This is a genomic window from Metallumcola ferriviriculae (assembly GCF_035573695.1).
Lineage (GTDB): Bacteria > Bacillota > JADQBR01 > JADQBR01 > JADQBR01 > Metallumcola > Metallumcola ferriviriculae.
The window spans coordinates 3,014,326-3,039,204 of the sequence record NZ_CP121694.1; the positions used below are offsets into that span (position 1 = coordinate 3,014,326).

32 protein-coding genes and 1 pseudogene are annotated in these 24,879 nt (G+C 43.4%); 6 read left to right on the forward strand and 27 right to left on the reverse strand.

Annotation, left to right across the window (positions count from 1 at the left end):
• Nucleotides 1-232 precede the first annotated feature (232 nt).
• Nucleotides 233-943, reverse strand: coding sequence for a LytR/AlgR family response regulator transcription factor (locus MFMK1_RS14855; protein WP_366922469.1), 711 nt, complete (start codon nucleotides 941-943; stop codon nucleotides 233-235).
• Between the two features lie 237 nt (nucleotides 944-1,180).
• On the opposite strand from MFMK1_RS14855, the gene MFMK1_RS14860 reads away from it, so the two are divergent.
• The 3 genes from MFMK1_RS14860 to MFMK1_RS14870 all read left to right on the forward strand — a co-directional run bounded on the left by MFMK1_RS14860 (nucleotide 1,181) and on the right by MFMK1_RS14870 (nucleotide 2,450).
• Nucleotides 1,181-1,321 carry a cyclic lactone autoinducer peptide gene (locus MFMK1_RS14860; RefSeq protein ID WP_366922470.1) on the forward strand — a complete coding sequence of 47 codons (141 nt, stop codon included), beginning with the start codon at nucleotides 1,181-1,183 and terminating at the stop codon, nucleotides 1,319-1,321.
• Between the two features lie 100 nt (nucleotides 1,322-1,421).
• Nucleotides 1,422-2,054, forward strand: a complete 633-nt coding sequence (locus tag MFMK1_RS14865; RefSeq protein ID WP_366922471.1) for a hypothetical protein — start codon at nucleotides 1,422-1,424, stop codon at nucleotides 2,052-2,054.
• 15 nt (nucleotides 2,055-2,069) lie between these two features.
• Entirely contained in the window at nucleotides 2,070-2,450 is a 381-nt protein-coding gene (locus MFMK1_RS14870) for a hypothetical protein (protein WP_366922472.1), read from the forward strand.
• Nucleotides 2,451-3,181: 731 nt separating this feature from the next.
• Here MFMK1_RS14870 and MFMK1_RS14875 read toward each other — a convergent pair.
• The 3 genes and pseudogenes from MFMK1_RS14875 to MFMK1_RS14885 all read right to left on the reverse strand — a co-directional run bounded on the left by MFMK1_RS14875 (nucleotide 3,182) and on the right by MFMK1_RS14885 (nucleotide 5,708).
• Nucleotides 3,182-4,656, reverse strand: a pseudogene (locus tag MFMK1_RS14875) (IS5 family transposase).
• A gap of 631 nt (nucleotides 4,657-5,287) precedes the next feature.
• Nucleotides 5,288-5,536 carry a LytTR family DNA-binding domain-containing protein gene (locus tag MFMK1_RS14880; RefSeq protein ID WP_366924961.1) on the reverse strand — a complete coding sequence of 83 codons (249 nt, stop codon included), beginning with the start codon at nucleotides 5,534-5,536 and terminating at the stop codon, nucleotides 5,288-5,290.
• A complete protein-coding gene (locus tag MFMK1_RS14885) occupies nucleotides 5,517-5,708 on the reverse strand; it encodes a response regulator transcription factor (protein ID WP_366922473.1) in 192 nt (63 codons plus the stop codon). The genes MFMK1_RS14880 and MFMK1_RS14885 overlap by 20 nt, the downstream gene beginning before the upstream one ends.
• A 282-nt stretch (nucleotides 5,709-5,990) precedes the next feature.
• Here MFMK1_RS14885 and MFMK1_RS14890 point away from each other — a divergent pair, with 282 nt between their 5' ends.
• From MFMK1_RS14890 to MFMK1_RS14900, 3 genes are all read left to right on the forward strand, one after another.
• On the forward strand, nucleotides 5,991-6,077 hold the full coding sequence (locus MFMK1_RS14890) for an AgrD family cyclic lactone autoinducer peptide (RefSeq protein ID WP_366924962.1): 87 nt from the start codon (nucleotides 5,991-5,993) through the stop codon (nucleotides 6,075-6,077).
• Nucleotides 6,078-6,149: 72 nt separating this feature from the next.
• Complete coding sequence (locus MFMK1_RS14895; protein WP_366922474.1) at nucleotides 6,150-7,298, forward strand: Spi family protease inhibitor; 1,149 nt, start codon at nucleotides 6,150-6,152, stop codon at nucleotides 7,296-7,298.
• Between the two features lie 66 nt (nucleotides 7,299-7,364).
• Nucleotides 7,365-7,694, forward strand: coding sequence for a hypothetical protein (locus tag MFMK1_RS14900; RefSeq protein ID WP_366922475.1), 330 nt, complete (start codon nucleotides 7,365-7,367; stop codon nucleotides 7,692-7,694).
• 249 nt (nucleotides 7,695-7,943) lie between these two features.
• On the opposite strand, the gene MFMK1_RS14905 is transcribed toward MFMK1_RS14900, so the two are convergent.
• The 23 genes from MFMK1_RS14905 to ltrA form a co-directional block, all read right to left on the reverse strand.
• Nucleotides 7,944-8,369 carry a PIN domain-containing protein gene (locus MFMK1_RS14905; RefSeq protein ID WP_366922476.1) on the reverse strand — a complete coding sequence of 142 codons (426 nt, stop codon included), beginning with the start codon at nucleotides 8,367-8,369 and terminating at the stop codon, nucleotides 7,944-7,946.
• Nucleotides 8,359-8,601 carry a CopG family transcriptional regulator gene (locus tag MFMK1_RS14910; protein ID WP_366922477.1) on the reverse strand — a complete coding sequence of 81 codons (243 nt, stop codon included), beginning with the start codon at nucleotides 8,599-8,601 and terminating at the stop codon, nucleotides 8,359-8,361. The genes MFMK1_RS14905 and MFMK1_RS14910 overlap by 11 nt, the downstream gene beginning before the upstream one ends.
• Before the next feature lie 202 nt (nucleotides 8,602-8,803).
• Nucleotides 8,804-9,256, reverse strand: a complete 453-nt coding sequence (locus tag MFMK1_RS14915) for an N-acetyltransferase (RefSeq protein ID WP_366922478.1) — start codon at nucleotides 9,254-9,256, stop codon at nucleotides 8,804-8,806.
• A 75-nt stretch (nucleotides 9,257-9,331) separates the two neighbouring features.
• Entirely contained in the window at nucleotides 9,332-10,294 is a 963-nt protein-coding gene (locus tag MFMK1_RS14920; protein WP_366922479.1) for a Kae1-like domain-containing protein, read from the reverse strand.
• A gap of 36 nt (nucleotides 10,295-10,330) precedes the next feature.
• Nucleotides 10,331-10,741: a transcription antitermination factor NusB gene (gene nusB, locus MFMK1_RS14925; RefSeq protein ID WP_366922480.1), complete on the reverse strand. Its 411-nt coding sequence runs from the start codon at nucleotides 10,739-10,741 to the stop codon at nucleotides 10,331-10,333.
• A 43-nt stretch (nucleotides 10,742-10,784) separates the two neighbouring features.
• Nucleotides 10,785-11,000 (reverse strand): DUF2273 domain-containing protein, encoded by a 216-nt coding sequence (locus MFMK1_RS14930; protein ID WP_366922481.1) that lies wholly within the window; start codon nucleotides 10,998-11,000, stop codon nucleotides 10,785-10,787.
• Between the two features lie 17 nt (nucleotides 11,001-11,017).
• Nucleotides 11,018-11,557, reverse strand: a complete 540-nt coding sequence (amaP, locus tag MFMK1_RS14935; protein WP_366922482.1) for an alkaline shock response membrane anchor protein AmaP — start codon at nucleotides 11,555-11,557, stop codon at nucleotides 11,018-11,020.
• Between the two features lie 14 nt (nucleotides 11,558-11,571).
• A complete protein-coding gene (locus tag MFMK1_RS14940) occupies nucleotides 11,572-11,997 on the reverse strand; it encodes an Asp23/Gls24 family envelope stress response protein (protein ID WP_428846275.1) in 426 nt (141 codons plus the stop codon).
• A 72-nt stretch (nucleotides 11,998-12,069) separates the two neighbouring features.
• The gene (locus tag MFMK1_RS14945) at nucleotides 12,070-12,690 is read right to left on the reverse strand and encodes a SpoIIIAH-like family protein (RefSeq protein WP_366922484.1); all 621 of its coding nucleotides are present in this window, start codon (nucleotides 12,688-12,690) and stop codon (nucleotides 12,070-12,072) included.
• A gap of 9 nt (nucleotides 12,691-12,699) precedes the next feature.
• On the reverse strand, nucleotides 12,700-13,266 hold the full coding sequence (locus MFMK1_RS14950) for a hypothetical protein (protein ID WP_366922485.1): 567 nt from the start codon (nucleotides 13,264-13,266) through the stop codon (nucleotides 12,700-12,702).
• On the reverse strand, nucleotides 13,247-13,921 hold the full coding sequence (locus MFMK1_RS14955) for a stage III sporulation protein AF (RefSeq protein ID WP_366922486.1): 675 nt from the start codon (nucleotides 13,919-13,921) through the stop codon (nucleotides 13,247-13,249). Before MFMK1_RS14955 ends, MFMK1_RS14950 begins: the two co-directional genes overlap by 20 nt.
• A 6-nt stretch (nucleotides 13,922-13,927) precedes the next feature.
• Nucleotides 13,928-15,094, reverse strand: a complete 1,167-nt coding sequence (gene spoIIIAE / locus MFMK1_RS14960) for a stage III sporulation protein AE (RefSeq protein WP_366922487.1) — start codon at nucleotides 15,092-15,094, stop codon at nucleotides 13,928-13,930.
• Nucleotides 15,095-15,107: 13 nt separating this feature from the next.
• On the reverse strand, nucleotides 15,108-15,497 hold the full coding sequence (spoIIIAD, locus tag MFMK1_RS14965) for a stage III sporulation protein AD (protein ID WP_366922488.1): 390 nt from the start codon (nucleotides 15,495-15,497) through the stop codon (nucleotides 15,108-15,110).
• 10 nt (nucleotides 15,498-15,507) lie between these two features.
• Nucleotides 15,508-15,708 (reverse strand): stage III sporulation protein AC, encoded by a 201-nt coding sequence (spoIIIAC, locus tag MFMK1_RS14970; protein WP_366922489.1) that lies wholly within the window; start codon nucleotides 15,706-15,708, stop codon nucleotides 15,508-15,510.
• A gap of 15 nt (nucleotides 15,709-15,723) precedes the next feature.
• Nucleotides 15,724-16,245 carry a hypothetical protein gene (locus MFMK1_RS14975; RefSeq protein ID WP_366922490.1) on the reverse strand — a complete coding sequence of 174 codons (522 nt, stop codon included), beginning with the start codon at nucleotides 16,243-16,245 and terminating at the stop codon, nucleotides 15,724-15,726.
• A complete protein-coding gene (spoIIIAA, locus tag MFMK1_RS14980) occupies nucleotides 16,242-17,252 on the reverse strand; it encodes a stage III sporulation protein AA (protein WP_366922491.1) in 1,011 nt (336 codons plus the stop codon). Before spoIIIAA ends, MFMK1_RS14975 begins: the two co-directional genes overlap by 4 nt.
• A gap of 275 nt (nucleotides 17,253-17,527) precedes the next feature.
• Nucleotides 17,528-18,010 carry a CD1247 N-terminal domain-containing protein gene (locus tag MFMK1_RS14985; protein ID WP_366922492.1) on the reverse strand — a complete coding sequence of 161 codons (483 nt, stop codon included), beginning with the start codon at nucleotides 18,008-18,010 and terminating at the stop codon, nucleotides 17,528-17,530.
• A 75-nt stretch (nucleotides 18,011-18,085) separates the two neighbouring features.
• Nucleotides 18,086-18,643 carry an elongation factor P gene (gene efp / locus MFMK1_RS14990; RefSeq protein WP_366922493.1) on the reverse strand — a complete coding sequence of 186 codons (558 nt, stop codon included), beginning with the start codon at nucleotides 18,641-18,643 and terminating at the stop codon, nucleotides 18,086-18,088.
• A gap of 31 nt (nucleotides 18,644-18,674) precedes the next feature.
• The gene (locus MFMK1_RS14995; protein WP_366922494.1) at nucleotides 18,675-19,742 is read right to left on the reverse strand and encodes a M24 family metallopeptidase; all 1,068 of its coding nucleotides are present in this window, start codon (nucleotides 19,740-19,742) and stop codon (nucleotides 18,675-18,677) included.
• Nucleotides 19,743-19,758: 16 nt separating this feature from the next.
• Nucleotides 19,759-20,196, reverse strand: coding sequence for a type II 3-dehydroquinate dehydratase (aroQ, locus tag MFMK1_RS15000; RefSeq protein WP_366922495.1), 438 nt, complete (start codon nucleotides 20,194-20,196; stop codon nucleotides 19,759-19,761).
• A gap of 187 nt (nucleotides 20,197-20,383) precedes the next feature.
• Nucleotides 20,384-21,727: a TldD/PmbA family protein gene (locus tag MFMK1_RS15005; protein ID WP_366922496.1), complete on the reverse strand. Its 1,344-nt coding sequence runs from the start codon at nucleotides 21,725-21,727 to the stop codon at nucleotides 20,384-20,386.
• A 12-nt stretch (nucleotides 21,728-21,739) separates the two neighbouring features.
• Complete coding sequence (locus MFMK1_RS15010; protein WP_366922497.1) at nucleotides 21,740-23,131, reverse strand: TldD/PmbA family protein; 1,392 nt, start codon at nucleotides 23,129-23,131, stop codon at nucleotides 21,740-21,742.
• A gap of 218 nt (nucleotides 23,132-23,349) precedes the next feature.
• Nucleotides 23,350-24,615, reverse strand: a complete 1,266-nt coding sequence (gene ltrA, locus MFMK1_RS15015) for a group II intron reverse transcriptase/maturase (RefSeq protein ID WP_366922498.1) — start codon at nucleotides 24,613-24,615, stop codon at nucleotides 23,350-23,352.
• Between the last annotated feature and the right edge of the window lie 264 nt (nucleotides 24,616-24,879).

Here is a 24,879-nt window from a genome sequence, read left to right on the forward strand (position 1 = left end):
ATAACCTAAAAATTTATTTTAGAGGAGAACCTTGTAACAAGGTTCTCCCTTTCGCACTAATTCCGTCCTTAGTTCCGTTTATCGGATAGGGAACCGGCCCTTTATGTCAAGGTATTAATAAGGCTATTTGGGTACATGAAAGAAGTAAGGACATCCTCAAATTATAGCCACGGTTTCCGGTATGGAAAATAAAAGTGTTTGTAGTACAGTCACCCTTCCCATCATATCTCACCTACCCGGAAATTTCTTTGAGCCTGATTCTGAATTCTTGATAAAGTCTTTTTGACAAATATGCCGTATAGTCTTTTCCTTTAAAGAAAATGGCAAACGAGGTTCTTGTGGAAGGTCTTACCGATGCTATTTTTGTAAGATTAACCAAATATGACCTACCGGTCTTAAAGAACAAGTCCTTATCCACCATTTCTTCCATGTCTTTAAGGGAATAGTTAGCTGTAATTACTTTAGCAGCGGTATAAACAAGCGTTTTCTTGTTATACGCCTCCACAAAATAAAGTTCATTTTGTTTAACTATCTCAACTGTTTCCCCTGTATTAAACTGAATTATTTTATCATTCCCGTTCAGTTTCCTTTTGATTCTAAACAGTGTCTGCTTCAACCGTTTTTTATCCAGGGGCTTTGTAATGTAGTCTGCGGCATAGAGAGCAAATGCTTCTTTCATAAACTGCTCATATGACGTGATAAAGATTATTTCCGTATCCCGCGACCGTTTCCGTATCACCCGTGCCACTTCAACACCGGAAATCTTAGGCATATTAATATCCAAAATAACTAGCTCAGGCTTGATATCTTCAAATACATTAAGAAACTCTTCACCGTTTGCGGCGGTAAATGCCACCTCTATCCCGTTAAATGATGCAATCTCATCTGCCAATTGCTCCCGAAACCACCGGTTGTCTTCCGCAATCATGGTCCGGATAACCACCAATCTCCCCCCCTCTCGCTTGTCGAAGAATGGCTCAATAATTTCTATTTTCCATATTTTACATTTGTATCCTGCTCCTTTTAAAAACATCCTTACATATTAAAACTAACCTACATCTATTTAGATTCAAAAAAGTGTCTTTTCGTTCCCGAAAATGACACTTTCGTTCCGTAAATCACATTTTCCCATTGCCATATGCTACCATTAAACTGTAATAATCAGGAAAGGGGGGAGGCTATGGAATTCCAAAAGGCGGGATTGTTAACGGCATTTTCTGGTTTGTTGGCTTTTGTCGCGACTCTATCAACGGTTACACCAAACTGTATAGGTTGGTTTTATGAGCCGAGAAAGCCTGAAACTCTATTAAAAACTGACTAATCTAGTGAAAAAGGGCTTTTTGGGGGGTGTCTAACGCTAAAAATATTATAGTAAGTTTTGCGTGTATAAATAAATTTGGTAAAATTAAGGAGGGGGAATTATGGCTAATAGAAAATTGTTATTAAGTTTTCTGATGTTTGCAGTAGGATTTATGCTACCTTTAATTCCGAAAGCTTATGCTGATTTAAGCTACCCAGACACAACTGTGAGCATCAATTATAATGGTGCTTACGATTATTATTATGCGGATGGTGCAGGTAATGTTGTCGATTTAACTTTTAGGGAATTTCCCACTGTACTTCTTGATCCAGGTGAAACTGTTACACTATCTGTCACCGAAAAAATTGTTTCTACTGGAGATTGGGCACCGGTTTTTAGGACAGGATGGGACCAATCCAAGTTAATTCTTTATGACATTCAACCTAAATCTGCAAATGACGCAGATCCTAAAGCATTATTTGCCACTGAATTTTATAATTCTGATGGACATATGGTGAAAACATGGTATTTCGCCGTTTCACAGGATCCAACGACTACCTTAACCCAAGGAGAACAGGCAGACTATTACATCTATTTCCAATATAATACTACGGGAGATTATGCTTGGGTTCAGGAAGCTGAAATGCATAGTGAGCGGTGGACGTTTAATTCTGGATACTATCAAGGCGACAGTGGCTTTATTTATGATGAAGTAGCATCAAAAAGCGGTATGCTCCTTGAGCATGGTTTATAAGGTGGAGGTGAAAAGATGAAAAAACTTATAGTTACTTGGTTTTCAGTTGGTCTAGTTGCTTCCCTACTCATGACCTCAAGTTTGGCATTTGCTACTCGCGATGCAAACAATCCAGAAGATGTCTTAGAAGACAAAGCTGAAGCACAGCGTATTTTTAAAGAAGTAAAGGAAGGTAAGCGAGAACGCATGGATTATCCTGTGAAAATATATAATGCAAAAGGTGATCTCGTACTGGAAACGACGGAAGGTTATCTTCGCAAACACCGAAAGGAAATTGAAAAAAAATATAATTTAGTTCCGAATCAATCTAACACCGATGCTCAACCAAGAGTAACTCCTGAAAAAATTCAAAAGTTTAGACAAATAAAACAAGAATCCCGGTTAGAAACAAAGTAAAATAGGTAATTTTAGAAAAGCCAGAGCTAAAACAATAAAGTTCTGGCTTTGATTTACTTTTTTGTAATTTAAAACTGATAGATTGTGATTCTCATTCATGTATAAAAAAGGATCTAAGTAAAAAGGAGGGATATCATTAAAAGAAGGATTATGTTTAGTTTGTTAATATGGGTAGTAGGTCTATTGTTACTTAACTTAGTACTTTCCACTTATATTGAAATTCGACAATTGTTAAAGAATTCTATTGTTCCATACTTATTATATTTTAGGTTGGGTATCTTGGAGGTCTTGTTTGGTTCTCTTATAGAATGGAAAAGAATAAGCAGGATATTTAACGGTGATATAGAAGTAAACTGGCTCCTTGCCCCAGGCCTATTATTACTAATTGCAGGGCTTATACCTGATGTAGTTTATACTCCTCTTGCACGATTTAGTTCTTCTCCACTGACGTTGCTGCGATGGCTAATAAACCCTCTGGGCCATACTGCGACTCGTACGTCTCTTCATGTACTAACAGGAATCATACTGGTCCGTTCAATTACCAGGATAGAAAGGGGATAAATAAAGAAGGAATAATTGGCAAAAGTTCGATATCAAATTCTAAATGAATTCAATATTAAAAAACGGAAATGACTGCCTATGAATAAATACCTTACGATTAACCTTTTATACTTTAAGGGGGCCTGAAATTTGGTTAATCTTGGGGTCGCTGAACAGTAGTAAATTGTGTTCTACCCCACCAATTCAGCGAACCAAAAACGCATCTTGAAAAAATGCCCAAAAAGAATCCGGAGCCTACGTTCCAGATTCATCACCAATAATTGCATAGCAATAACAGTCTCACTAGTTTCTTTAAGACGAGCCATGATGCGACCTAGACCATAGAAGCGCTTTCCTTCACCAAATACAGCTTCAACTGAATTTCTAATTTTAGCATCCATTCTTTCCTCAAGCTTTTGCTTTTTCAAGAGCTCAGCGTCCTTTGTGGGTCGGCCTAAAGGCGGACCGGAAAGGCGGATGCCCAATGACTTACAGAATTTAATGTTTTCTCGGTTTCGATAAATCTTATCTGCAATCACCACCTCGGGATAACAACCAAATCGTTGGTGATAATTTTCAATAGACTGAATGAGGGTTGTGCCCTCGTTAAAGGCATTAAAGCTTAGATGTTCCATGAAACTAAAGCCGTTGACAGTGCTAATTGCTAGCTTTGCACCAAATTCTACGTCAGCACTGGCTTTGCCGCGAACTATGGGGCGGATAAGATAAATGGCATGTGGAGGCTTACTATCCTATCTTCCACTTTATGTATGCGTTGCCGGTACATCTCTAGTTGCTGCCTGTAGATTTCATTACAGACCAAAAGATTACGGTATTGACGTTTGTCAAGAAGGGTCAAAGGACTTTTTAATGAGAGGTCTTTAACTATCTTTAGATCTCTTTTAATGTAACGTAATTGCTGACCAACACCTTTTCGTATCTTCTTGGCACTTTTACGTTTTTGCTTGTCAATGTTCAAATAATCCTTACGAGCTCTTTCTCGGTATGTTCTGGGTTTCTTATTGCTTCCGATGTGAGGTTCATGTAAGACATCTATGATTTCCTCCAGGGCTTCTCGTACTTCGTTAAGCAGCCATAGGTCTGTAGGATAGTGGATATCTGCGGGAGTACAAGTGGCGTCTAAGATCAGCTTCCCTGATTTTTCTGTTTCTTGTTTTTGGGGATTTGTATCAGTGCCTGATGCTCCGTTGCCACCAGGGCCGCCGCCATTTTCGTCACTACCATTACTATCGTTATCATCGGATTTCTTTGGCTTTGCGATCAATTCATTAATTTCATTAATGACGCTCTTCCCAAGCCGCTTACGGAAATGTACCATTAGCGAGGGGTCAAAAGGCTTCTCTTGAACGAAGCTTTTAAAGCCTAGGAAGTACTGAAGATACGGGTTCTCGGAGATTTCTTCTACAAGTTCTCTATCTGAAAGGGATTTTCGGTTTTGTATGATGAGTGCTCCTAAGGCAACTCTTACAGAATAGGCTGCTTGTCCGCTTTGGCTTTTAAAGTTTTTAGCATATCTGTCTTCGACTTCATCCCAAGGGATGATTGCTGCTAGTTGGCACCACCGGTTCTTAGGGTTAAGCTTTCCGCCAAAGGGTAAGCAAAATTCGTCAGGCAATATCATCTGTCGTTCGTTATGTTTATACATGAGATCAGCCTCCACAGGGGCAAGGTTTTAGTGGGGAAAATGCTATTTTCTATGCATCTATTATATCATAAATGGGGCTAAAACTCTGTATTTGCAAGGGCTTTGGGTTGTTCAGCAGCCCCTATTTTAAGCAAGATGTTGATGATAGTTATTATAATCTTCGTTTTAATAATTGGAGTCAAAGAGCACAAAGAAAATACAAATGTATATGTGGATGATTTTTATCATGAAAATTTATTCAAAATTGAAAACGATATAAAAAAAGTTTCGGTTTCGCGTAAATATCGTCGACAAACAGGAGTTACCTTAGGAGTTATCGTAGCTATCTATTTTGTCGTATGGTGTTTTTTATTACTCTTTATGAGCTTAAAATAGTTTAATATTATGACACATAAATATTATCAATAATAGGCTCATTATTAAGAACTAAATAACCAGAATCGGTTTTATCCCCACTATCTTCATATCATTCTTTCTTGTAGCTGTTGCTATTTTTGCCTTTCCTAAACTAATAAACGTTATAGCAAATTCAGACAGAGAATGCCCCGGATTTCCTGTCAATGTCAAAAATAAAGGAGTGTCAACCCCTTATTTCTATGCCCTTAATTAATACAGTTTATCCATGTCTTACCTAACCAGAAATTTTTTTGAGCCTTATTCTGAATTCTTGATAAAGTCTTTTTGACAAATATGCCGTATAGTCTGTTCCTTTAAAGGAGATGGCGAGCGAGGTTCTTGTGGAAGGCTTTACCGATGCTACTTTTGTAAGATTAACCAAATAGGATCTACCAGTTTTAAAGAACAGGTTCTTATCCACCATTTCTTCTATGTCTTTAAGGGAGTGGTTAACGGTAATGACCTTAGCAGCGGTATAGACCAGCGCTTTCTTTTTGTTCGCCTAACTCAGGCTTGATATCATCAAATACTTTAAGAAACTCTTCACCATTACCGGCGGTAAATGCCACCTCTATCCCGTTAAATGATGCAATCTCATCTACCAATTGCTCCCGAAACCACCGGTTATCTTCCGCAATCATGGTCCGGATAACCAACAATCTCCCTCCCCTCGCTTGTCTTAAAATGGTCAATAATTTTTATTTTCCATATTTTACATTTATATCCTGCTCCTTTTAAAAACATCCTGACAAATTAAACTCACCTCCATCAATTTAGATTCAAAAAAGTGTCTTTTCGTTCCCGAAAATGACACTTTCGTTCCGTAAATCACATTTTCCCATTGCCATATGCTACCATTAAACTGTAATAATCAGGAAAGGAGAGAGGCGCCTATGAAAGTCTAAAAGGCGGGATTGTTAACAGCATTTTCCGGTTTGTTGGCTTTTGTTGCCACTCTGTCAACGGTTTCACCGAATTGTATTGGTTGGTTTTATGAGCCGAGAAAACCAACTGAAAAAAAGTAAGTTATTAATAAACTTTCAAAATTTCAAAGGGAGAGTGAGTATTGTGAAAAATCATTAATTGTAGTTTCTGTATTGCTTATTTTGTCTCTATTCTTTTCAACCTTTGCATTTGCACAAAATAATTCCGCTATAGACAAAACGTTTATAACTAAAAACGTGGCAAAAAAGGCCGCACAGTCGTTTGTAAAAAACAGCCGGTATTCTTCCGAATGGAGCAAAGGAACTTTGAAATTTCAATCCTTGATGTATGATTTGAATGATAAAGTCTCTGGTTATTACTTTACTATTAATGATGATACTGATGCCACAATAGGTTATGTTTTAGTATCCGCATCAAAAAATTTACCCGCAATTCTTCAATACGGACAAGGACAATTATACGGTAATGACGATAAAAATATCGAACAGGGAAATAAATTTTATTATTTAGGTGCATTTAAGTTTTTATTTGCTGATAATGCACTAAACGCAAAAGCAAAATTCAATAAAGCTAAATTAGAGGCCCTTAAATCTCTGAAAGAAAAAGGATTAGAGGGAACTGAAAAGTATATTAAAACAAAAAACTACGTTCTTAAAGATCTTGAAAAGAGCTCCACTCACGAAAAAGGGTGGCAGGAACTCCTATCACCACAGACGAATACAATAACTGCAATAACATCAGGCGGGCAGGAGTTATCAGTAAGCCGCATGTGGCAGCGCACTTCAGGTGTTGATAATCCCAATTCAGCATGTGGACCAACTACGGGGGCTATGATCAGTAATTATTATAAATCTTTAGGTTATAGTGTTCGTGGTTCAAGTAATTATGGTGGAGATGCTGAATTTATTAACCATATGTATTTTGATATGAATACTGATATTTTTGGTACTTTTGTAGGTAATTTTGGAAACGGATTAGTCAATCACTTAAATGGGTTATATCTCCCTTCGTCACCTTGGTATGAGTTGCGGTATGACGGTGTAGGAAACTATCCAGAGTATGAAAGTGCAATCATGAATAACCGACCTGTTGGTATAATGTCAGACTTATACATGGAAGGCGGGTCAAGCTTAGAAAGTTGGCATTGGATAGTTGGTGTTGGATACGACTATGGAGCAGGCGATGAGGCATACTTTGGGATAAAAGATCCTGATGGCGGCCAATACAACATAGGAACACACTGGCACGTTTGGACTGTAAATGACCAGGATATGACTTTTGTTGTTACTGACTATAATTAACAGACAGTCAACTAACCTCTTTTATTTAAAGAGGTTAGTTGCTTACTCTTTTTGAGGTGAGTAAAATTGAGTGATAAAAAATATCCTATATGGTTTTTAATTTCATTTCTTTTATTTAACGCTTTTAGTATACTTGGGCCTTTTGTTTACTTAAAAAAAACGTCAGGTACTACGGCTGACATGCTTTTTTGGTATGTAAAGGTTGCAGTGATAATCTATCCGTCTTGGGTAGTTTTAATGTTAATTTTATTAGCCATTAGTAGAAGTTTGGGTAAGCTGCGTGAAACCTTATTAATCTTAGCATTTCCCTGTCTTTATTTTCTTCCTTTTCTTTGGCTGGTTTTAAGCCCAGAAATTCCGGAATTCATTAATTCAATACAGAGATTTCTTAATTAAAAAAATGATTCTCCTGCTGAAAGGGAGTGATTATCCCCTGTTAACCCCCGGAGACAATTTAATATAAGTTTCATTTTTGTCTAATTGCCTCCAAACTGGGAGTTTCTCAGCCGTAAATTATACTACCAAACAAAATGTCAGGCAACAAGCCACCATGGATCTTTCCTGATGAGCCGCCTGGAGAAGTCGATGCCTTTCTGAAAATTAAAAACCGCCGGAGGACCGGCCCCGGCAGCAGTTAAATTGATTTTATAAAAATGGATTTTGTACCTTTACGCCTTCACAGTACTGGCCATTGTTAAGGTCTTCCGTCCAAAGAATGTCACAGGCCAAGCTCTTCGCGCTGCAAACAATCATAGCATCCCAAAAGGATATCTTATTTCTCTTTTGAATGCCAATAGTTTCCAATACATCGACCATTTCAGGTACATGTAAATCCCATTGGCCCAAGTCACCAATAATTTGAGCTGCAGTCTCCGGCGGCATTGGTCTTGACAATTTTCGAGTAATATTAACATAGAACTCTTGTAGAACCTGGATACTTAAACAACCTTGTCCCTCTTCCCATAACTCTTTCATTAGTGCTTTTGCCCTGTTATGTTTTTCTTCGTCGGTTCTATTATATGCATAGATAATAATGTTTGTATCTATAAATTGCAGACTTTTACCTTTCATGTAGGTCATCCCGATTATAGTTGATTTTACCCTCAATACCCAAGTCAAAACCTTGTTCCATCAGGGCTAATTGCCTGCTCTTGGCAGTTTGAAATGCCTCGTCTTTACGTACAGTTTCTTCTAGGGCCTTTACCAAAAGCGCAGAAACCGAAGTCCGTTTATCCACAGCAAGATGCTTTATCTTTTGTAGAATCTCTTTAGGAACTGATAAAGTGACATTCTGACGTTCCATAAATACACCTCCACGTAAATAAGTATAGCACGTATTTCCGTGACAATCAATGAGCGCCGGTTTTGTTCCTGAATATGCTCAAACTTTAGACTCAGTAGTCGATGTTTCGAAAATCTTGATAAAGTCTTTTTAACAAATATGCCGTATAGTAAACAAAACGCCCGGCATTAACCGGACGCTCAGATTTTATGGTACTATTCGTTTATATTTCCTTAATCACCGCATGCTCATCGCAATCAGGAAACTTAGGGCAATTAATACATTCCTTCCACACCTTGTGCGGCAAATCCTTATTGGAAATCTCCGTATAACCACATTTAGCAAAAAAACCCGGCTGGTAGGTCAATGCGAACACCTTTGGTATCCTTAAATCCTTAGCTTGTTTTTCAAGTTCCTGAACCAGTTTGCGGCCGACTCCCTGTTTGACAAAATCCGGAGCAATGGCCAATGAGCGAATCTCTCCTAAGTCCGCCCAAAGGATATGCAATCCGCCCACTCCCACCACTTGTCCCTGATGCTCTACCACCGTATAATCACGTAGCGACTCATAGAACATACTGCGGGACCGGGCCAACATCAATCTTTCCTCTGCATATTTATTAATAATACCATGCATATATTCTACATCATCCATAACTGCTTTTCTTATAATCATTGGTATAACAGCCTCCGCTCCCAAATTTCGATATTGGTAATTATAACACCGCCTTGCATAATATACAATAGTTAATCATTTGAGAGATATGTTCGAATAATACTGCTTCAAACCCAGCAAAGCAACCCCTACCGCATTATCGGTACTGTAGTCAGGCTTGGCAAAAACCAGAGACGCACCCACGGCAGGATGGTGCAGCCTCTTCATTAATCTTTTCCTAATGTAACCGTTGGCTGCAACCCCGCCGGCCAGCAGCACCTCCTTTATGCCTTCTTTTTCTATAGCTCGGCGCAGCACCTTTTCTAACGTGGTGGCAATGCACTGTTCTACCGACCTAGCCACATCCGCTGCCGGGGCTCCCTGGGCTATTAAACGCTGGGCCTGGCTTTCCGGGCCGGAAAAACTAAATTCATAACCTTTTACCGCTGTGGCAAGGCCCAATCTTTTTACCGATTGCCGTGCCAGTGTTTCCAGTGCCGCTCCGGCAGGAAAACCAAAACCCAAGGCCACACCAATCCGGTCGACAAACTGTCCCGCATGAAGATCGATGGTGCCGCCCAAAAGTTTAATGGCATATCCATCTGGATTGCCGCTGACCAACAGCAGCTCCGAAGTACCGCCGGACAAATGCACTGCTAAAAATTGGCGCGGTATTTGCGTATCCGTCGACCAAAGAGCCGCTTCTAAATGGCCTTCCTGGTGGGTAGCAGCTATAAAGGGAACGTCTAAGGCAGAAGCCAAGATCTTCCCCTGACCCTGACTAACGGTAAAGACCGGCATATAGGATCCTTTGGTAGGCCGAGGTGCGGTACTAGCAGTAATCATTGCTATTTTTTCAGCACCTACACTGTTAAAGACATTCTCCAATATGATAGGTAAATTCTGCACATGCTGAAAAACCGCCTGGGATTGCTGTAAGCCCCTTTCGCCCGGGGGAACAGCTAATAACCGGCGGTCTTCAAATATCAGTTTTCTATTTCGGTCAACCACTGCGACCGATGTAGTATAGCAGCTGGTATCTATCCCCAAAGAGTACATAAGCTCTCCTTAATTAAATTCTTCAAAATAATCATATTAAGTAATAACCAGCTCATTTTTTCGTATGGCATCCAGCAGCCCATTGATAAATTTAGCAGAATCTTCATTGCTAAAGGCCTTGGCCAACTCAATTGCTTCATTAATGGTGACTGTGTGCGGCACTTCTTCCACATACTTCATCTCATAAATGGCCATACGTAGAATGCTCCTATCAACATTAGCCAATCTATCAACGCCCCACTGGACAGCATACCTGACTATGTATTCATCGCATTCTTTCAAATGTTCTACAGTGCCGGTCACTAACTGACGGGTAAATTGGGCATCTGTTTGCTCCAATACTGACTGTTCCAAGACATAGTCCACTGCTCTCTCAACTTTAGCGTTGACCAGGTCAATCTGAAATAATGCTTGCAGCGCCTTCTCTCTTGATATTCTCCGGCTCATTGACTACCCCTCTAACTATATTGTCTATGAAATATAAGTGCTATTATTTTAGTATTCTCTCCAGAATTTCACGAAAACTTTCATTTTCATCCATTCTCTTGCCAATCAGATAGCCAATAACGATACAGATGCTGATAAAAAGGGTCTGCCAAAAGCCTACTAGTGCGGTCAACAAACCAAAGGTCAGGCCAATTATTATACCCAGAAATTTACCTCGATGATTGTTCCACAGTTCCGCGATTATCTCGTACCAGTCCATCCTTTTATCCTCCCCTGTTACTCAACTCTGACTTTACCCTCATGGCTGACATTTTGCACAACCACCTTGATTTCCGCTACATCTAAGCCGGCCGCTTCCTGCAAGTAGTCCTTGACCTGCTGCTGCAGCTGCTCACTTACCTTAGGGATGCTTTGGTCAGGCAGGAGGATTGCCTGAATTAGAACTGTTACGCCGTCACTACCGGGCCGAACCCGGGGGTTTATCTCCTTAACGCCGGCAATCTTTCGTGACGCCCGATGCACCAAATTTTCCAATGCAGTGATGCTGAGACGCACTTCACCAAATTGAGTATGATGGCTTACAGCCGCAGGTACCGTCCGCCGTCGCTGGAAGTTTGAAAAAAACAAATTGAGGCCGACCAATAACAGTAAAGCTGCCGTAATACCAATAATCCAGCGGCTTTGTAGGTGATTAAAATAAATCTCCATATAATTAATCGGGGTTGTCCAGCCGGCAGCCATCATCAGTGCCAGCAGCGATAGCGCCACCAGCACCAAAGAGTATACCGCCAGCAGAACCCGGTCAAAAAGTTTCATAGGCCAGTTCCTCCTTATTTAACCCGCTGCTGCAGCTCTTCCTCATCCGCTTTACGCTCGGGCTCAGGGAAAGCTACCCCCTGAACATGCACATTTATTTCTACTACATTTAAGCCGGTCATACTGTCGATAGCCTGCTTTACATTCTCCTGAATTTTCAGGGCGACATCGGGAATTCGGATGCCAAACTTAACAATGAGGTAAATATCAATTGCCGCTTCTTTCTCTCCTACTTCCACTTTAACACCCTTAGAAAGGTTCTTCCTTCCTAAAATTTCAGCAATACCGCCAACTACGCCGCCGCTCATACCAGCCACGCCGTCGACTTCTGTCGCTGCCAAACCGGCAATTATCGCTACAACCTCGTCTGCTATACGAATTGAACCATTCTCGGTAACTTTATCCATTCCATTTGTCTCTGCCATTTTACACACCTCCATATTTCATGACCTTCTTCTATATTATACCAAAAGGGCGGAAATTAAACAATTCAAAAGGAAAATCAGAAACAATTAGTCCTTTTTGGGGATAACCACGATATCCTTAATATCATGCCCGGTTGAACGACTCACTACATCTGCAATTTTAGTAACATCCTCTTGCGATAGTTGGGTATTCTTCACAATCACCGTTACTCCCGATGGTTGGATAAAGAGCACCGCATCCTCATAACCCTTGGCAGTAATCAGGTGCTCCAACTGCAATTCCTTTTCCATACGCCGGGTGATTTCCAACAACACGGCTTGAGCCTCTTGACGGGTTTCCGCCACGGAGCTTGGATTTTGGATAATATCTTTGAGAAGTTCTATCTGCTGACTGCGTACCCGGTCTCTTTCCAGCCGATATTCTACGAAGAAATCCTTATCCCCCTGAGCAAGCTTATCTACTTGTTCCAGCAGTTCATAGTTTTCATCTAATGGAGCAACCTTTGCATTGGCATCAGCACCGCCGATATTGTCATTCATATCACCGGGGACCATGCCGGTGTTTACTGGAACCTCATTCCGGTTGAGAAGAGAAGAGGCCAGTTTAAATCCCCCACTCACCGCCATTAAGGCAATTACCAGTACAATAAACCCCATCACTATCCATAAACTTTTCTTTCTATTCAATACCAAATTGATTTTTGCCATAATAATCACCTACTTTCTTGGTAATACCGTTACCTGGTGGGCAGGAACACCCATTAAAGTCTGCACAGCTCTGCTCATTAATGCCTTCAAGTAAGGATTTGCCGCCCCTTCAGCGACTACCAGCACACCCTGTACTTCCGGCTTTGTTTCCTTAATTACTACCGGCTTTGCTCCGGCTGAACGGTTTGCCATCACCATCTGACTTTGTTCGGTAACCTCCGTAGTTACCCGTGCTCCTCCCTGCTGGTCCTGCTCTTCAATTGTGCGCTCACTGGTATTTAAATCTTGGGCGTAGCTATATTCTGGCCCGGCCGCCAAAAACAGGGTTACCTTTACTTCACCGGCACCTTGTATCTGAGCTAAAATCTCTTCCAGTCTGCTTTCCATCTGTTTTTCCATCTCAGCAATTCCCGAGGAAACAGTGATAGGCTGGGAGGATACTCCCTCGGTGAGTTGAGGGATTTCCGCCGTAGTGCCTCCCGTTTTTACCATACCATTAAGCGACATAAAGACTATCCCAGCCAGCAGCACTACGGCCGCCATAATTAATTTATCCTTACCCAGTTTTTCCTTCATCAACATCACCTCCAATCGCTTTACCAGTAATTACCGTAACCACCACACTATCAGGCTGCAATCCGTAAAAATTGGAAACCACTTCCCGCACCTGTTTCTTGATTGCCATTCTTTCATCCATCCCCAGGATTGCTGTAGAAGATGGTTGATGTTGGGCTGTCTCATCATCGATATTGACCCGTACAGGGTCCACCATATCCTCTTTCTTAGTGGACTGACCTACAGATACTACCATGGTAACCTGCCTAATAGAGCCATAATAGGCCTTTTCTCGTTTCTCAACCTGGACGTCTACCTGCACCCCCTTTACCCCAGGCACCAATCTGGCCAAGGAGACTATCTGTCTCTCCATACGACTTTTATAATCATGCCAGGCGGCGTTTTCAGCAACACCGGCAAGCTCCTCCCCATGTTGGAAAATGCTTTCCATCTGAGCCTGACCGCTTCTTTCATACTGCCAAGCAGTTACTTCAAAAGACTGCGCCAGGTTTAAAAAGGTCAATATCGGATTTAGTACGGAAATGATGATAAATAAGCCAACAATCAGTTTTAGGTAACGATCCATCTTCTGCCCCGGCATCAATAAATCAATGAATGAAGCAATCAATACCACCAACGACACATTTCGCACCAAGTCACGCAGCATATCCATCATCGTCACCTACCTCATCATTACAGTCACATTGCCAATGCCTACGATAAAACTAATGGCAAGGAAAAATGCCAAACCCACGCTGGCAACGGCAGCAAACACCATTAAAAGCATATTTCCTAAGCTATCTAAAACCTCAGCAATTTGGTTATCACCAAAAGGTTGCGCCAAGGCACCCACAAGGCGGTAAATCAGTACCAAAGACAAGATTTTTATCATTGGGTAGATTGCCATGGCAATAATTAATAGAAGCCCCATAATTCCTACCGCGTTCTTTAATAGCAGCGATGTACCCACTAAAGCCTCGGCCGCATCGGCCATCATCCCCCCCACCACCGGTACAAAAGCACCGGTGACAAATTTGGCAGTTCGCAGAGTGACGCTGTCCGCCACTGCACCGGCTACCCCTTGAAGCGCCATGAAGCCGGTAAAGGCAGTAAGTAATAGCCCAATAAGTATCTTACATGTGTCCTTAAACAGATTTGCAAGTCCATCAACTTTAAAGCGCTCTGATATCTGGCTGACTAAAGTTAGAATAGCCGCGAACAGGACCAATGGCAGCACAAGATTATTCATCACATTGCTGATTATTCCAACAGCCACTAATACCAGTGGGTGCATTACCGAAGCAGATATCAGCCCGCCCATTGCTGCTAAAAGACTAAGCAGTACCGGCAATATCGCGTGGAGAAAATCTACCATCTGCTGTATTGCGTCACGGGCGGTACCGATGGCAGCTGTAAATGACGATAAGGCAATAGTAATCAGCACCAAATACGCCACCATATATGCCGCCCTGCCACTTCCTGCCGAGCCGAAGGCATCCTGAAGGTTATTAAGCAGAGCACATAAAAGAGTCAACACTAAAAGCTGCGTCAGTAAATAGGAATGCGCTAAAAACTCGGAAAACAAATAACGAACCAACCCGGAAAGAAACTTGCCAAAGCTTAAGTCAAGCTTGCCCCTGCGCATATCCTGCACTAACTGTCGCACACTCAGCTGGGGTATGAAACGTTCCATCTCGCCGTCAACCTGGTCCACGAACTGCTGAATGTCTGTTAAATTTAATTTATCTATCTGCTCTTCAACTACCCGGTCAACCGTAGTATCGGCCATCCCGGCCGGGACAAAGAGCAACAACAACAGTAAAGCTAGGGAAACCGCTCTTATCCACATTAAATCAACCACCTTATGGAAGCAATTTGATCACCGTTTCAACTATAGCCGCCAATATGGGCAGAGCCAGCACCAAGACAAGAATTTTTCCGGCAAATTCCACCTTTTGAGCAATAGCGCTTTCGCCGGCATCCCGGCATACTTGAGCACCAAATTCGGCAATATAGGCGATACCGATAACTTTTAAAATTGTGCCTAGGTAAAATTGATTTACATTGGCTCGAAGGAACAGTTCCTGGACGATGTCCAGTATGTTGGCGATTTTGCCCAGCAGCAAAAGGAAAACCACCGCACCAAACACAACCCTAATTAGTGCTCCAAGGTGCGCTCCATCCAGCTGCTTTACCAGTACAATAAGCACCACCGTGATTAACCCGAAACCTACTATTTGGAATATTTCCATGGGGACACCTCTAATAAAGCTGGAATACCGACTTGACCTCGCGGAATAAATCAGCGATTACCGGCAGAACCCAAAGTACTGCCACAGCAAGACCGGCCAACAATGTCAAATAGGCTATTTCATCCCGTTCCGACTGCTTTAAATATTTAAACAGGATGGACATTACTATTCCCAACGCCGCTAATTGAAAAATCAGGTTTACATCTGCCATTGCTCATCCTCCTTGTTAAACAAATACTAGTACCAAGGCAAGCCCTACTAGCACGCCCATGGTCTTATAAAGCCGTTCATACTTAAGCCGTTCCTCCGCAGCTTCCCTTTCCTGATAGGCCAGCTGCTGTTGAGCTAGCTGCAAACTCTTTAACTGCTCATCCCGCCCCCCGGAGCTTAAGCCACTGCCAAACCGTTCTAGTATTTCGCAGTCCGCTTCCAGCAAATCCAGACGTCCTTTTATGACGGTGAGCGCCTCATTCCACGCCTCAGCCGCGGTCAATCCCTTTCCCGCCTCCAGACCATATTCAAACTGGGTAAACAGTTCCGTTACCGGAGGCCTTGCCACAGCTTTGAGGCGAGGAAGTACTTCCAGCATCGGTGTTGCAGTAAAGCCAATCTCCGACTGCATCAGCTGCAAAGCCGAAATCAACTGACGAAGCTGTCCCACCCGCCTGACATAGCGGCCGCCATAGGAAAATCCCACTAACGAACAGCTGCCAAGCACCATCAGAGCACCAAACGTCTTAATTATCACAAAATACCACCCCTTAACCGTAGAGGTGCAGTATTTAACTTTTTGCCACTACCGTCAAGCACCTGCTCCACCGTACCCACGCCTTGGGAACGGCTTAATATCAGATAGCGTTCAAAGATACGCTGGCTTATCAACGGTTCTACCTGGGGCCTTCTTTTTACTTCAGCCAAGTCACTTCCATGCACGGTAGTGATGATTTTCACTCCGGCATTTCGCATTTCTAGTACCGCAGCAACATCTTCCTGGCGACCAAGCTCATCCGCAGCTACAACCTGAGGCGACATGGACCTTACCAATAAAACCATGCCCTGGGCTTTGGGGCAGCGGTCCAATACATCCACCCTTGAACCCAAATCCAATTGTGGTACCCCCCGGTGGCAGCCCGCAATTTCAGACCGTTCATCCACTATCCCTACCTGGATTCCCCCTGTACCGCTCAAATGACGCACTATATCCCGCAATAAAGTGGTCTTGCCGCACTGGGGCGGGGAAATTATCAGCGTATTATTTGGCAAACCGGTGTTTGTTAATATATATGAAAGCACCCGCTGCGCGCAGCCGGTTACCTGTCTGGCCAAGCGAACATTTACCGCCGAGATGTGAGTTATGGTTTTTAGTTGGCTCTTTTCCATTACTGCCTGTCCGGCAAAACCCAGACGATGCCCGCCCGGGACAGTAACAAAGCCGCTTCTGAGCTCTTCCTCTAAACTGTACATCGCTCCACCGCTTACTTGGTTTAACAATACCTGCACATCACGCCGGGTACAGTGGTAGGCCTCAGCCTGGTTTCTGGTGGGACCACGTTCGCTAAGACACCACTCCCCTTCGGCGCTTCGCACTATCACCGGTTGGCCTATTCGCAAACGTATTTCCTCCACCGTAGCCTGGGTATCGCCGGGCAAATTAGTCAAATAATCCTTTATCGGTGCACCAAAGAGCAGCACCAGCTTTTCCGGTATCCCATCCATATGTTGTTGTACCTTAAGCTTTTTCATGGGTCTGGACAACCGGAACCCTCCTCATAATCCGTACTCTCCTATATAGATATTATGGTCTGTCCAACTTTATGCCAGATTAAAAAAAGTCGCGTAGTTCCACCCGTATTTATACTTGTAGATTTTCATGTGGTTTTTCTCGTTGCTTATTCGTTAATGTTTGGTTGACAATGCGTATCCGTCTCTTTCCCATCTCGTGCGAATGAAAATTATCCACAACCCATAATTTCCTATACATACAAAAAAACTCCCTCCAATAGGAGAGAGTCAGTCTAGTAATATGAAGTTTAAATATCGTCAGTACCCGGGCCTTCATCATCGCCCGGTTCATCTGTTATCTCGTAATCGTCATCATTGACGAATACTACCGTTTCACAATTGGGGCAGGTGACTTCCACATAGTCGTCATCGTCCAGGATATTCGCATCAAAGTAAAGCGTATCACCGCAATCCGGACACTCCACCTCAACCAGATCCATATCTTCTTCATCGTCATAAAATTCATCGTCAATATCTTCTTCAAACTCTTCATCAAAGTCTTCGTCAGCGAGATAATACTCGTCCTCCAGGTCATAAAGGTCCTCGTCGATGCTTTCCATGTAATCTTCCAGTTCGTCTTGATTGATGTACAAATCATCCATGGTCTCAGCCATTTCGTCAAGCACTTCGAGCATGCCCTGAAATAATTTTCCTTCCTTGGTAGCGGGGTCCATCTCCAAACCAGCCATCAAACCCTGCAGATAAGCAATCTTTTTCTTTAAATCTTCCATACTCATCCTCCTTTCATACCATAGTATTATTTCCCCAGCAATTAACTTTTAACCCCGGATAACGGGGAATTCTATCTACGCCCGGGTCATATAATCCCCTGTCCGGGTATCGATACGCAGTACATCACCAATATTGATAAATAAAGGCACCTGAACTGTGGCCCCAGTTGCTAGAGTGGCGGATTTGGTGGCTCCAGTAGCCGTATCACCCTTAATGCCCGGTTCCGTTTCCACTACTTCCAGCTCAACAAAGTTGGGCAGCTCTACATCTATGATGGTAGCGCCGTGCATGGCCACATCCAAGAGCATATTATCCTTCATATAATTACTTTTATCCCCAATTATATCCCTGGTGATCTGTAGCTGCTCGTAGGTACTTGTGTCCATAAAATGATAGAAATCACCGTCATTATAAAGATACTGCATCTGTTTTCTTTCGACATGGGCCTTAGAAACTTTTTCACCTGCCCGAAAAGTTTTTTCCACAGTGGACCCGGTTAAGAGGTTTTTTAATTTAGAGCGAACAAAAGCAGCTCCTTTTCCTGGTTTTACATGTTGAAAGTCTACAACCTGATACAATTCTCCATCAATTTCGATAGTCACACCAGTTTTAAAATCGTTGGTTGAAATCATTCATTTCCCCCCTTACATTGTTCATGTGAAACTACAAGTTTAAAAAATGCTTAGTGCTTCCAGTCAGGATTTCACACCCCTGAGAAGTTACCAGCACTATATCCTCAATTCTGACACCGCCCCACTCGGGGAGATAGATCCCGGGCTCCACGGTGACCACCATGCCAGGTTCCAATACCACATCCGACTTAGGTGCCAATCGCGGGCCTTCATGAATGTCTAGACCTACACCGTGACCCAATCCATGACCGAAGTAATCAGCATAACCAGCATCGCCAATCACTTTCCGCGCCACAGCATCAACTTCTGCACCGGTCAACCCAGGTTTCAAGGCGTTGATAGCTGCAAGCTGTGCTTCCAGCACTATATCATATATTTCCTCTTGTTTGGCATCAGTCCCTGCCACTGCTACACTCCGAGTTATATCGGAATGATATCCTTGATAGACAGCGCCAAAATCAATCACTACCAAATCACCGGCCTGAATGAACTTCTCCGATGCCACTCCATGAGGCAGTGCTCCTCTAAAGCCCGAGGCGACAATAAAATCAAATGCCGGCCCGCTGGCCCCATGACGCCGCATGTAAAATTCCAATTCCAAAGCCACTTCCTGCTCACTTTTACTCGGTGCCAGTACTTCAGAAGTAATGTGCCTGAAACCCTCGTCAGCAATGGCTATTGCCCGCTTGAGACATGCTAACTCATCTTCATCCTTTACCCGGCGAAGTTCCTCCACCCAACCCTGTACCGGCTGCAGGTCCACCGCAAGTTTGTCCCCGAACTCTCGATACTCTTGATAAGTAACATCTTTCTCCTCAAAAGCCAGCTTGTTAATTTTCAGTTTTCCTAAAAGATCTGCCAAATACTGTAGACGGTCGTGTCCGTGCTGACGCACTTCTAAATGCTGTGCCTGCTGCCCGGCTTGATCAGTATAGCGAAAATCAACAATTAAAAATGCCTGGCGGACAGTAATTAATATAATCCCGGCGGTACCGGTGAATCCGCTTAAGTAGCGGCGGTTAGTACCATTGGTCACTAAAAAAGCTTCAATGCGATTGTCTTTTAATTTTTGCTGTATCCTCTCTATACGCTGCTTCAACTTTTTCCTCCTATGATTAGCTTCCAATAAGCATTAATTTTGCAGCTTCCAGAGCAAGAATATAACTCCTTTTACCAAAGCCGCTGATTTGCCCCGCTGCCACAGGCGTGATTAGCGACCGATGGCGAAATTCTTCTCGGGCAGCAATATTGGAAAGATGTACTTCAATTACCGGAACGGCTATCGCAGCCACCGCGTCCCTGATGGCAATGCTGTAATGACTGTAGGCGGCGGGATTAATTATCAGGCAATCTGCCTCACCCGCAGCGGCATGAATTTTATCCACCAACCAACCTTCGTGGTTGGATTGATAACACTGCACCGCCAACCCTAGCTGGCGCCCCCGGTTGACAATTTCTTCATTCAGTTCTTCCAGAGTTCCACTGCCGTATATTTTAGGCTCCCTGTTCCCCAGAAGGTTTAAATTCGGCCCATTTAGTACCCATACCTTCACCAATCTTCCACTCCTTTAACCTGGTTGCATTCTACCACTTTTTTCTAATATAAACAATATATTTATAGGAATGGTGTCAGGCACCATGTCACTTATTTCGGTGTCAGGCACCTTGTCACTTATTTGTCACTTATTTGTCACTATTTTGGTGTCAGGCACCGTGTCACTTATTGGCCACTGGCTGGGTTTAAGCGCCGCTGATGGTCATACGGGCAATGCGTACTGTAGGCGAACCTTTCCCAACAAAGAAAGTCATATCACTACCAATACAGTCAATAGACTTGAGCAGGTCCATCACATTTCCAGCAATGGCTACCCCACGGACGGGGTGTGTAAACTTACCGTTCTCTATCCACAATCCTGAGGCACCCACGGAAAAGTCGCCGGAGATGGGGTTGGCCGTATGCATACCCATTACCTCTGTAATATAAAGCCCTTTATCAATTTCAGCCAATAATTTATCCCTGGGTGTTTCTCCCGGCGCAATATAGAAGTTGGTTGTGCCTATCTCCGGCGTGCCCTTGAAGGACCCCCTGGTACCATTGCCGGTAGAAGCCACACCGTCTTTGGCAGCGGTATATGTATTGTGTAAGAAACCCTGCAGGTCTCCCTTGTCGATAAGAACCGTTTTGCCGGCAGGGACTCCTTCGCCATCCATAGGTGCAGAAATCACGCCGCCTTTCATAGCACCGTCGTCGATAATGGTCAACAGGCGGGCCCCCACTGCCTGGCCAACTTTACCGGCAAAAAGAGATTTACCCTTTTGCACCGATTCTGCTGATAACGCCGGAGCAATAACCCCCAAAAAGTTTGTTGCTACATACGGATCCAATACGACAGTGGCCCGTTGGGTACTTATTTCCTTGGCTCCCAGCATACGAACCGCCTTTTCCGCCCCTTCATGGCCCACTTCCTTGGGGTTCAACTGATTATATTTCAGTCGGTACTGCATCCCAAAGCCGGTTTGCTGCTCATCATTTTCCTCAGCAACTAAAAAGGAGTAGGCCCCACAATAAGCGCCCTTGTATTCCTCACTAATACCATGGGAATTGACAATCGCCACCCGATAGGTGCTATCCTGGTAGGCGCAACGTTCGGTAATTGTTACCCGCTTATCATACTGACGGGCTTGGCGCTCGATTTCCTTGGCCAAACTTATCTTAGTTTCCACCGGTGTCTTGTCAATTTCCGGGTCAAAAAGGTCAAGACTGGTATAGTTACCCACGGGTTCAGGCAGAACATTATGTTCATCCACCGCTGACCTTTTGGCATTCTCCATCGCTTGAGCAGCTACAAAATCAAGACCTGTTTTTGACAGGTCCGCGGTGTAGGCAAAACCCATCCGCCCATCTTTAAAGACACGCATGCCCAGTCCGGCGCTTTCTGCCACCTTCATTGTCTCCACTTCTTGATTGGCAACCTCTATAGAAAGCTCACGGTCGGAAACCAAAAAACTTTCTGCCGCACTGGCTCCCAGCTTAAGCGCCCGGGATACAGTGTCGTCACCCAATTTAAGTAAATCAAAAGCCATGACAGTCACCTCCTAATCTTCGTCCAGAATTCCGCCAACCACCATTTCCGGAATACGAATGGTGGGTTGAGCATCAGAAACGGGCGCACCCTGTCCGTCCTTGCCGCAGGTACCGATGGCAAAACCCAGATCATTACCCACCCGATCCACTATTTGCAGCACCTTAGGTCCGTTACCGGTAAGGGTCGCACCCCGAACCAACGCACCTACCTGACCGTCCTCAATCAAATAACCTTCGGCCACATCAAAGACAAAATCACCGTTGGTAGTATTTACCTGGCCACCGCCCATTTTCTTTACCAGCAGTCCCGATTTGGTGTCCCTGATAATTTCCTCCGGGTCACTTTCTCCGGATGCAATATATGTATTAGTCATTCGCGGTATCGGCCGATCCTGATAAGACTGCCGCCGGCCGTTGCCATTAGACTCGCGCTTTTCCTTTATTGCGGTTAACTTATCGTACATGTAGCTTTTTAGCACTCCCTTTTCAATTAAGACACTTTTCTCACCCGGCGTTCCTTCATCGTCGTAGGCAAGGGAGCCATATTTACCGGGAATAGTGGCATCATCTATTACCGTAATTAATTCAGAAGCAACCTTCTCACCAACCTTACCACCGTATACTGACAGTTTCTTTTGGACCAAGTCCGCTTCCAGCCCATGACCGCACGCCTCATGTACCATGGTGCCGCCCGCCTCTCCGGCCATAACCACCGGCATTCTGCCTGCGGGTGCCGGTTTGGCACTAAGCAGCGCCACCGCTCTTTTAGCAGCATTGCGGGCGGTCTCTTCAACATTGGCAGTATCAAAAATCTCAAAGCCCTGTAACCCTCCGAGAGAATCAAAACCGGTCTGAATGGCATCCCCTTCCTGGGCCACTGCATTTATCACCATCCGTGTACGCACCCGTTGGTCCTCTACATAGACACCGTCACTGTTCGCAATCAGCACATCTTGTTCCACATCCCCGTAGCCCACCGCCACCTGCTTAATTCTCGGATCTGCTGACCTGGCCGCCTTGTCCATCTTTTCCACCAATGCCACCTTTGCCTCAGTGGGTACCGACCCCGGCTTTTTCTTAAAATCCGGGCGCCAGTTTGCAGGCCTATCGATGACTGGAATATCCTTTTGCCCATTGTGACCCTTTGCTGCCTTACTGACAATGTCAGCTAAAGCTTCAAGGCCCTTCAACGTCACATCATTGGTATGGGCAAAGGAAGTGCTGTCACCGGAAATAACCCTGATTCCCGCACCCACATCCAACCCGGAATTAACCCGTTCGATTTTCCCTGCCTCCAAGCTGATGGAAACATTCCGCTTCCTTTCCACAAAAATATCGGCGAAATTACCACCGTTTTGAAGCGCTATCTTCAGTATCCTATTGGCATCTTCCCTGCTAACCATCTTATCACCCCGTTATTCTGGCTATTGCCTAGTAGTATTATTCAAGGAAAAGCAAAATATTCCTGCCCAGCCGCCCCTAAGCTTGCCGGGGAACATGGTTCCCTTCACCTATACATGAATCGAGTAGCTAGAAAACAGGATAATTAGTCCTGTTTTCTTTGCTCTCACAGAACCGGACTTACGTTTGCCGTATCCGGCTCCTGAAATTTCTCACCGAATTAATAATGATTCGACAACAACCCAACTTCGTATTGGTGCATATCGATAAGACCTAGATTCTCAAAGTATTGATTTGGCAGTATCTGATGTATGATGTGAACATTAGAATTTTTCCATTTTGTCACAGCCATTTTTAATCCATTTCCTTTGATACCTAGCTTTCTCATCTCTTTATCCATTGCCTTGCAGGTTTTCCATTGCTTCATTTTCACCATTCTTAATCTTCTGCGTAGCCAACCCATAAAGTTTCGTGTAAATTCCTTAATGTTCGCTACTCGATAGTAATTCATCCATCCTCTTAACACTGGATTTAGCTCTTTGATTATGTTTTCAAGCTTTCTCCCTGAATTTCTCCTTGTAATTCTTCTCACTTTATCTTTGAAGCGTTTTATCCTTTTCGGATTGACTCCAAGTGTTTTCCTCCGAATTACAAATCCTAAAAATTCAACACCTTCATGCACGCTTGTAAGTTTGGTTTTCTCTTTGTTTATCTTTAGCTTCAGTTCTTCTTCTAAGACTTTTGTGGCATAGGCTCTATAGTCACCTGCTGTTTTCTTATCTTTTGCAAAGATAAGAATATCGTCAGCGTAACGTACTATCCTTATGCCCTTTTTCATCATCTTTTGGTCAAACTGATTGAGGTAGATATTACTAAGTAATGGTGAACAGACGCCGCCTTGCGGGCTTCCGACTTCTGTCTTTGAGAAGTTATCACTGTGCATTACGCCTGATTTTAGAAAGTTTCTAATCAGGTCTAATACTTGCCCGTCACTTATTTGTTCTGATACTGCTTTTATCATGATTTCATGGTCAAGGGTATCAAAACATTTACTTAGGTCCATATCTACCACATGCTCTAAACCATACTTATTCATAAAGCGTTCTGCTTTGGCTACTGCTTGGTGTTGTGAATGATTAGGTCGATATCCATAGCTTGATGGATGAAATGTTTTATCAAAGATTGGCTCTATAATATTTACAATGGCCTGCTGCACCACCCTGTCCTTTACGGTAGGAATGCCTAGTAATCTTACGCCACCTTCTGGCTTCTCGATTTCTACTCTCCTAACTGGACTGGGTTCGAAGCTTTTGGTTTTCAGTCTTTCATGAAGAAACTCAATATTTAGCTCTAGTTTAGCCGCAAAATCAGAAACGGTTTCCCCATCTATCCCAGGGGCTCCTTTGTTTCTCTTTACGTGCTTAAAGGCTAGTTCTAAATTTTCTTTTCGATATATTTTATCGATAAGGCTGTACCATTTCTTCATGACTTTCCTCCATTGTTGCTGTATCTTTCAGCATCTTTTGTTTGAGCTATATGTTCTTCATTAGGGTTACTTGACGTCTCTAGCTCTATGGCAATCTTATCTTCGTTCCCCTAATTATTCATATCCGTGTGGTCGAGGTAGTTCGCAAGTTTTCTTATGCCAACTATTCGTACCTTCTAGCGTTTCAGCTTTCTTTTAACTCCTTCACTCTTACAAAAGACCTTTCGGATACACTTTGAAATCTCTTCTGCCCTTCGCATCTGT

Bases quoted from the DNA above. Each gene is read 5' to 3' on its own strand.
- MFMK1_RS14920 (WP_366922479.1), bottom strand. From the start codon at position 10,294: ATGTACTCTTTGGGGATAGATACCAGCTGCTATACTACATCGGTCGCA.
- spoIIIAE (WP_366922487.1), bottom strand. From the start codon at position 15,094: ATGTGGATAAGAGCGGTTTCCCTAGCTTTACTGTTGTTGTTGCTCTTT.
- MFMK1_RS15005 (WP_366922496.1), bottom strand. From the start codon at position 21,727: ATGGCTTTTGATTTACTTAAATTGGGTGACGACACTGTATCCCGGGCG.
- MFMK1_RS14910 (WP_366922477.1), bottom strand. From the start codon at position 8,601: ATGGAACGTCAGAATGTCACTTTATCAGTTCCTAAAGAGATTCTACAA.
- amaP (WP_366922482.1), bottom strand. From the start codon at position 11,557: ATGAAACTTTTTGACCGGGTTCTGCTGGCGGTATACTCTTTGGTGCTG.
- MFMK1_RS14945 (WP_366922484.1), bottom strand. From the start codon at position 12,690: ATGGCAAAAATCAATTTGGTATTGAATAGAAAGAAAAGTTTATGGATA.
- ltrA (WP_366922498.1), bottom strand. From the start codon at position 24,615: ATGAAGAAATGGTACAGCCTTATCGATAAAATATATCGAAAAGAAAAT.
- MFMK1_RS14915 (WP_366922478.1), bottom strand. From the start codon at position 9,256: ATGATTATAAGAAAAGCAGTTATGGATGATGTAGAATATATGCATGGT.
- MFMK1_RS14950 (WP_366922485.1), bottom strand. From the start codon at position 13,266: ATGAAGGAAAAACTGGGTAAGGATAAATTAATTATGGCGGCCGTAGTG.
- MFMK1_RS14940 (WP_428846275.1), bottom strand. From the start codon at position 11,997: ATGGAGGTGTGTAAAATGGCAGAGACAAATGGAATGGATAAAGTTACC.
- MFMK1_RS14930 (WP_366922481.1), bottom strand. From the start codon at position 11,000: ATGGACTGGTACGAGATAATCGCGGAACTGTGGAACAATCATCGAGGT.
- spoIIIAC (WP_366922489.1), bottom strand. From the start codon at position 15,708: ATGGCAGATGTAAACCTGATTTTTCAATTAGCGGCGTTGGGAATAGTA.
- MFMK1_RS15010 (WP_366922497.1), bottom strand. From the start codon at position 23,131: ATGGTTAGCAGGGAAGATGCCAATAGGATACTGAAGATAGCGCTTCAA.
- spoIIIAD (WP_366922488.1), bottom strand. From the start codon at position 15,497: ATGGAAATATTCCAAATAGTAGGTTTCGGGTTAATCACGGTGGTGCTT.
- MFMK1_RS14955 (WP_366922486.1), bottom strand. From the start codon at position 13,921: ATGATGGATATGCTGCGTGACTTGGTGCGAAATGTGTCGTTGGTGGTA.
- MFMK1_RS14905 (WP_366922476.1), bottom strand. From the start codon at position 8,369: ATGAAAGGTAAAAGTCTGCAATTTATAGATACAAACATTATTATCTAT.
- MFMK1_RS14865 (WP_366922471.1), top strand. From the start codon at position 1,422: ATGGCTAATAGAAAATTGTTATTAAGTTTTCTGATGTTTGCAGTAGGA.
- nusB (WP_366922480.1), bottom strand. From the start codon at position 10,741: ATGAGCCGGAGAATATCAAGAGAGAAGGCGCTGCAAGCATTATTTCAG.
- MFMK1_RS14860 (WP_366922470.1), top strand. From the start codon at position 1,181: ATGGAATTCCAAAAGGCGGGATTGTTAACGGCATTTTCTGGTTTGTTG.
- efp (WP_366922493.1), bottom strand. From the start codon at position 18,643: ATGATTTCAACCAACGATTTTAAAACTGGTGTGACTATCGAAATTGAT.
- MFMK1_RS14985 (WP_366922492.1), bottom strand. From the start codon at position 18,010: ATGGAAGATTTAAAGAAAAAGATTGCTTATCTGCAGGGTTTGATGGCT.
- MFMK1_RS14870 (WP_366922472.1), top strand. From the start codon at position 2,070: ATGAAAAAACTTATAGTTACTTGGTTTTCAGTTGGTCTAGTTGCTTCC.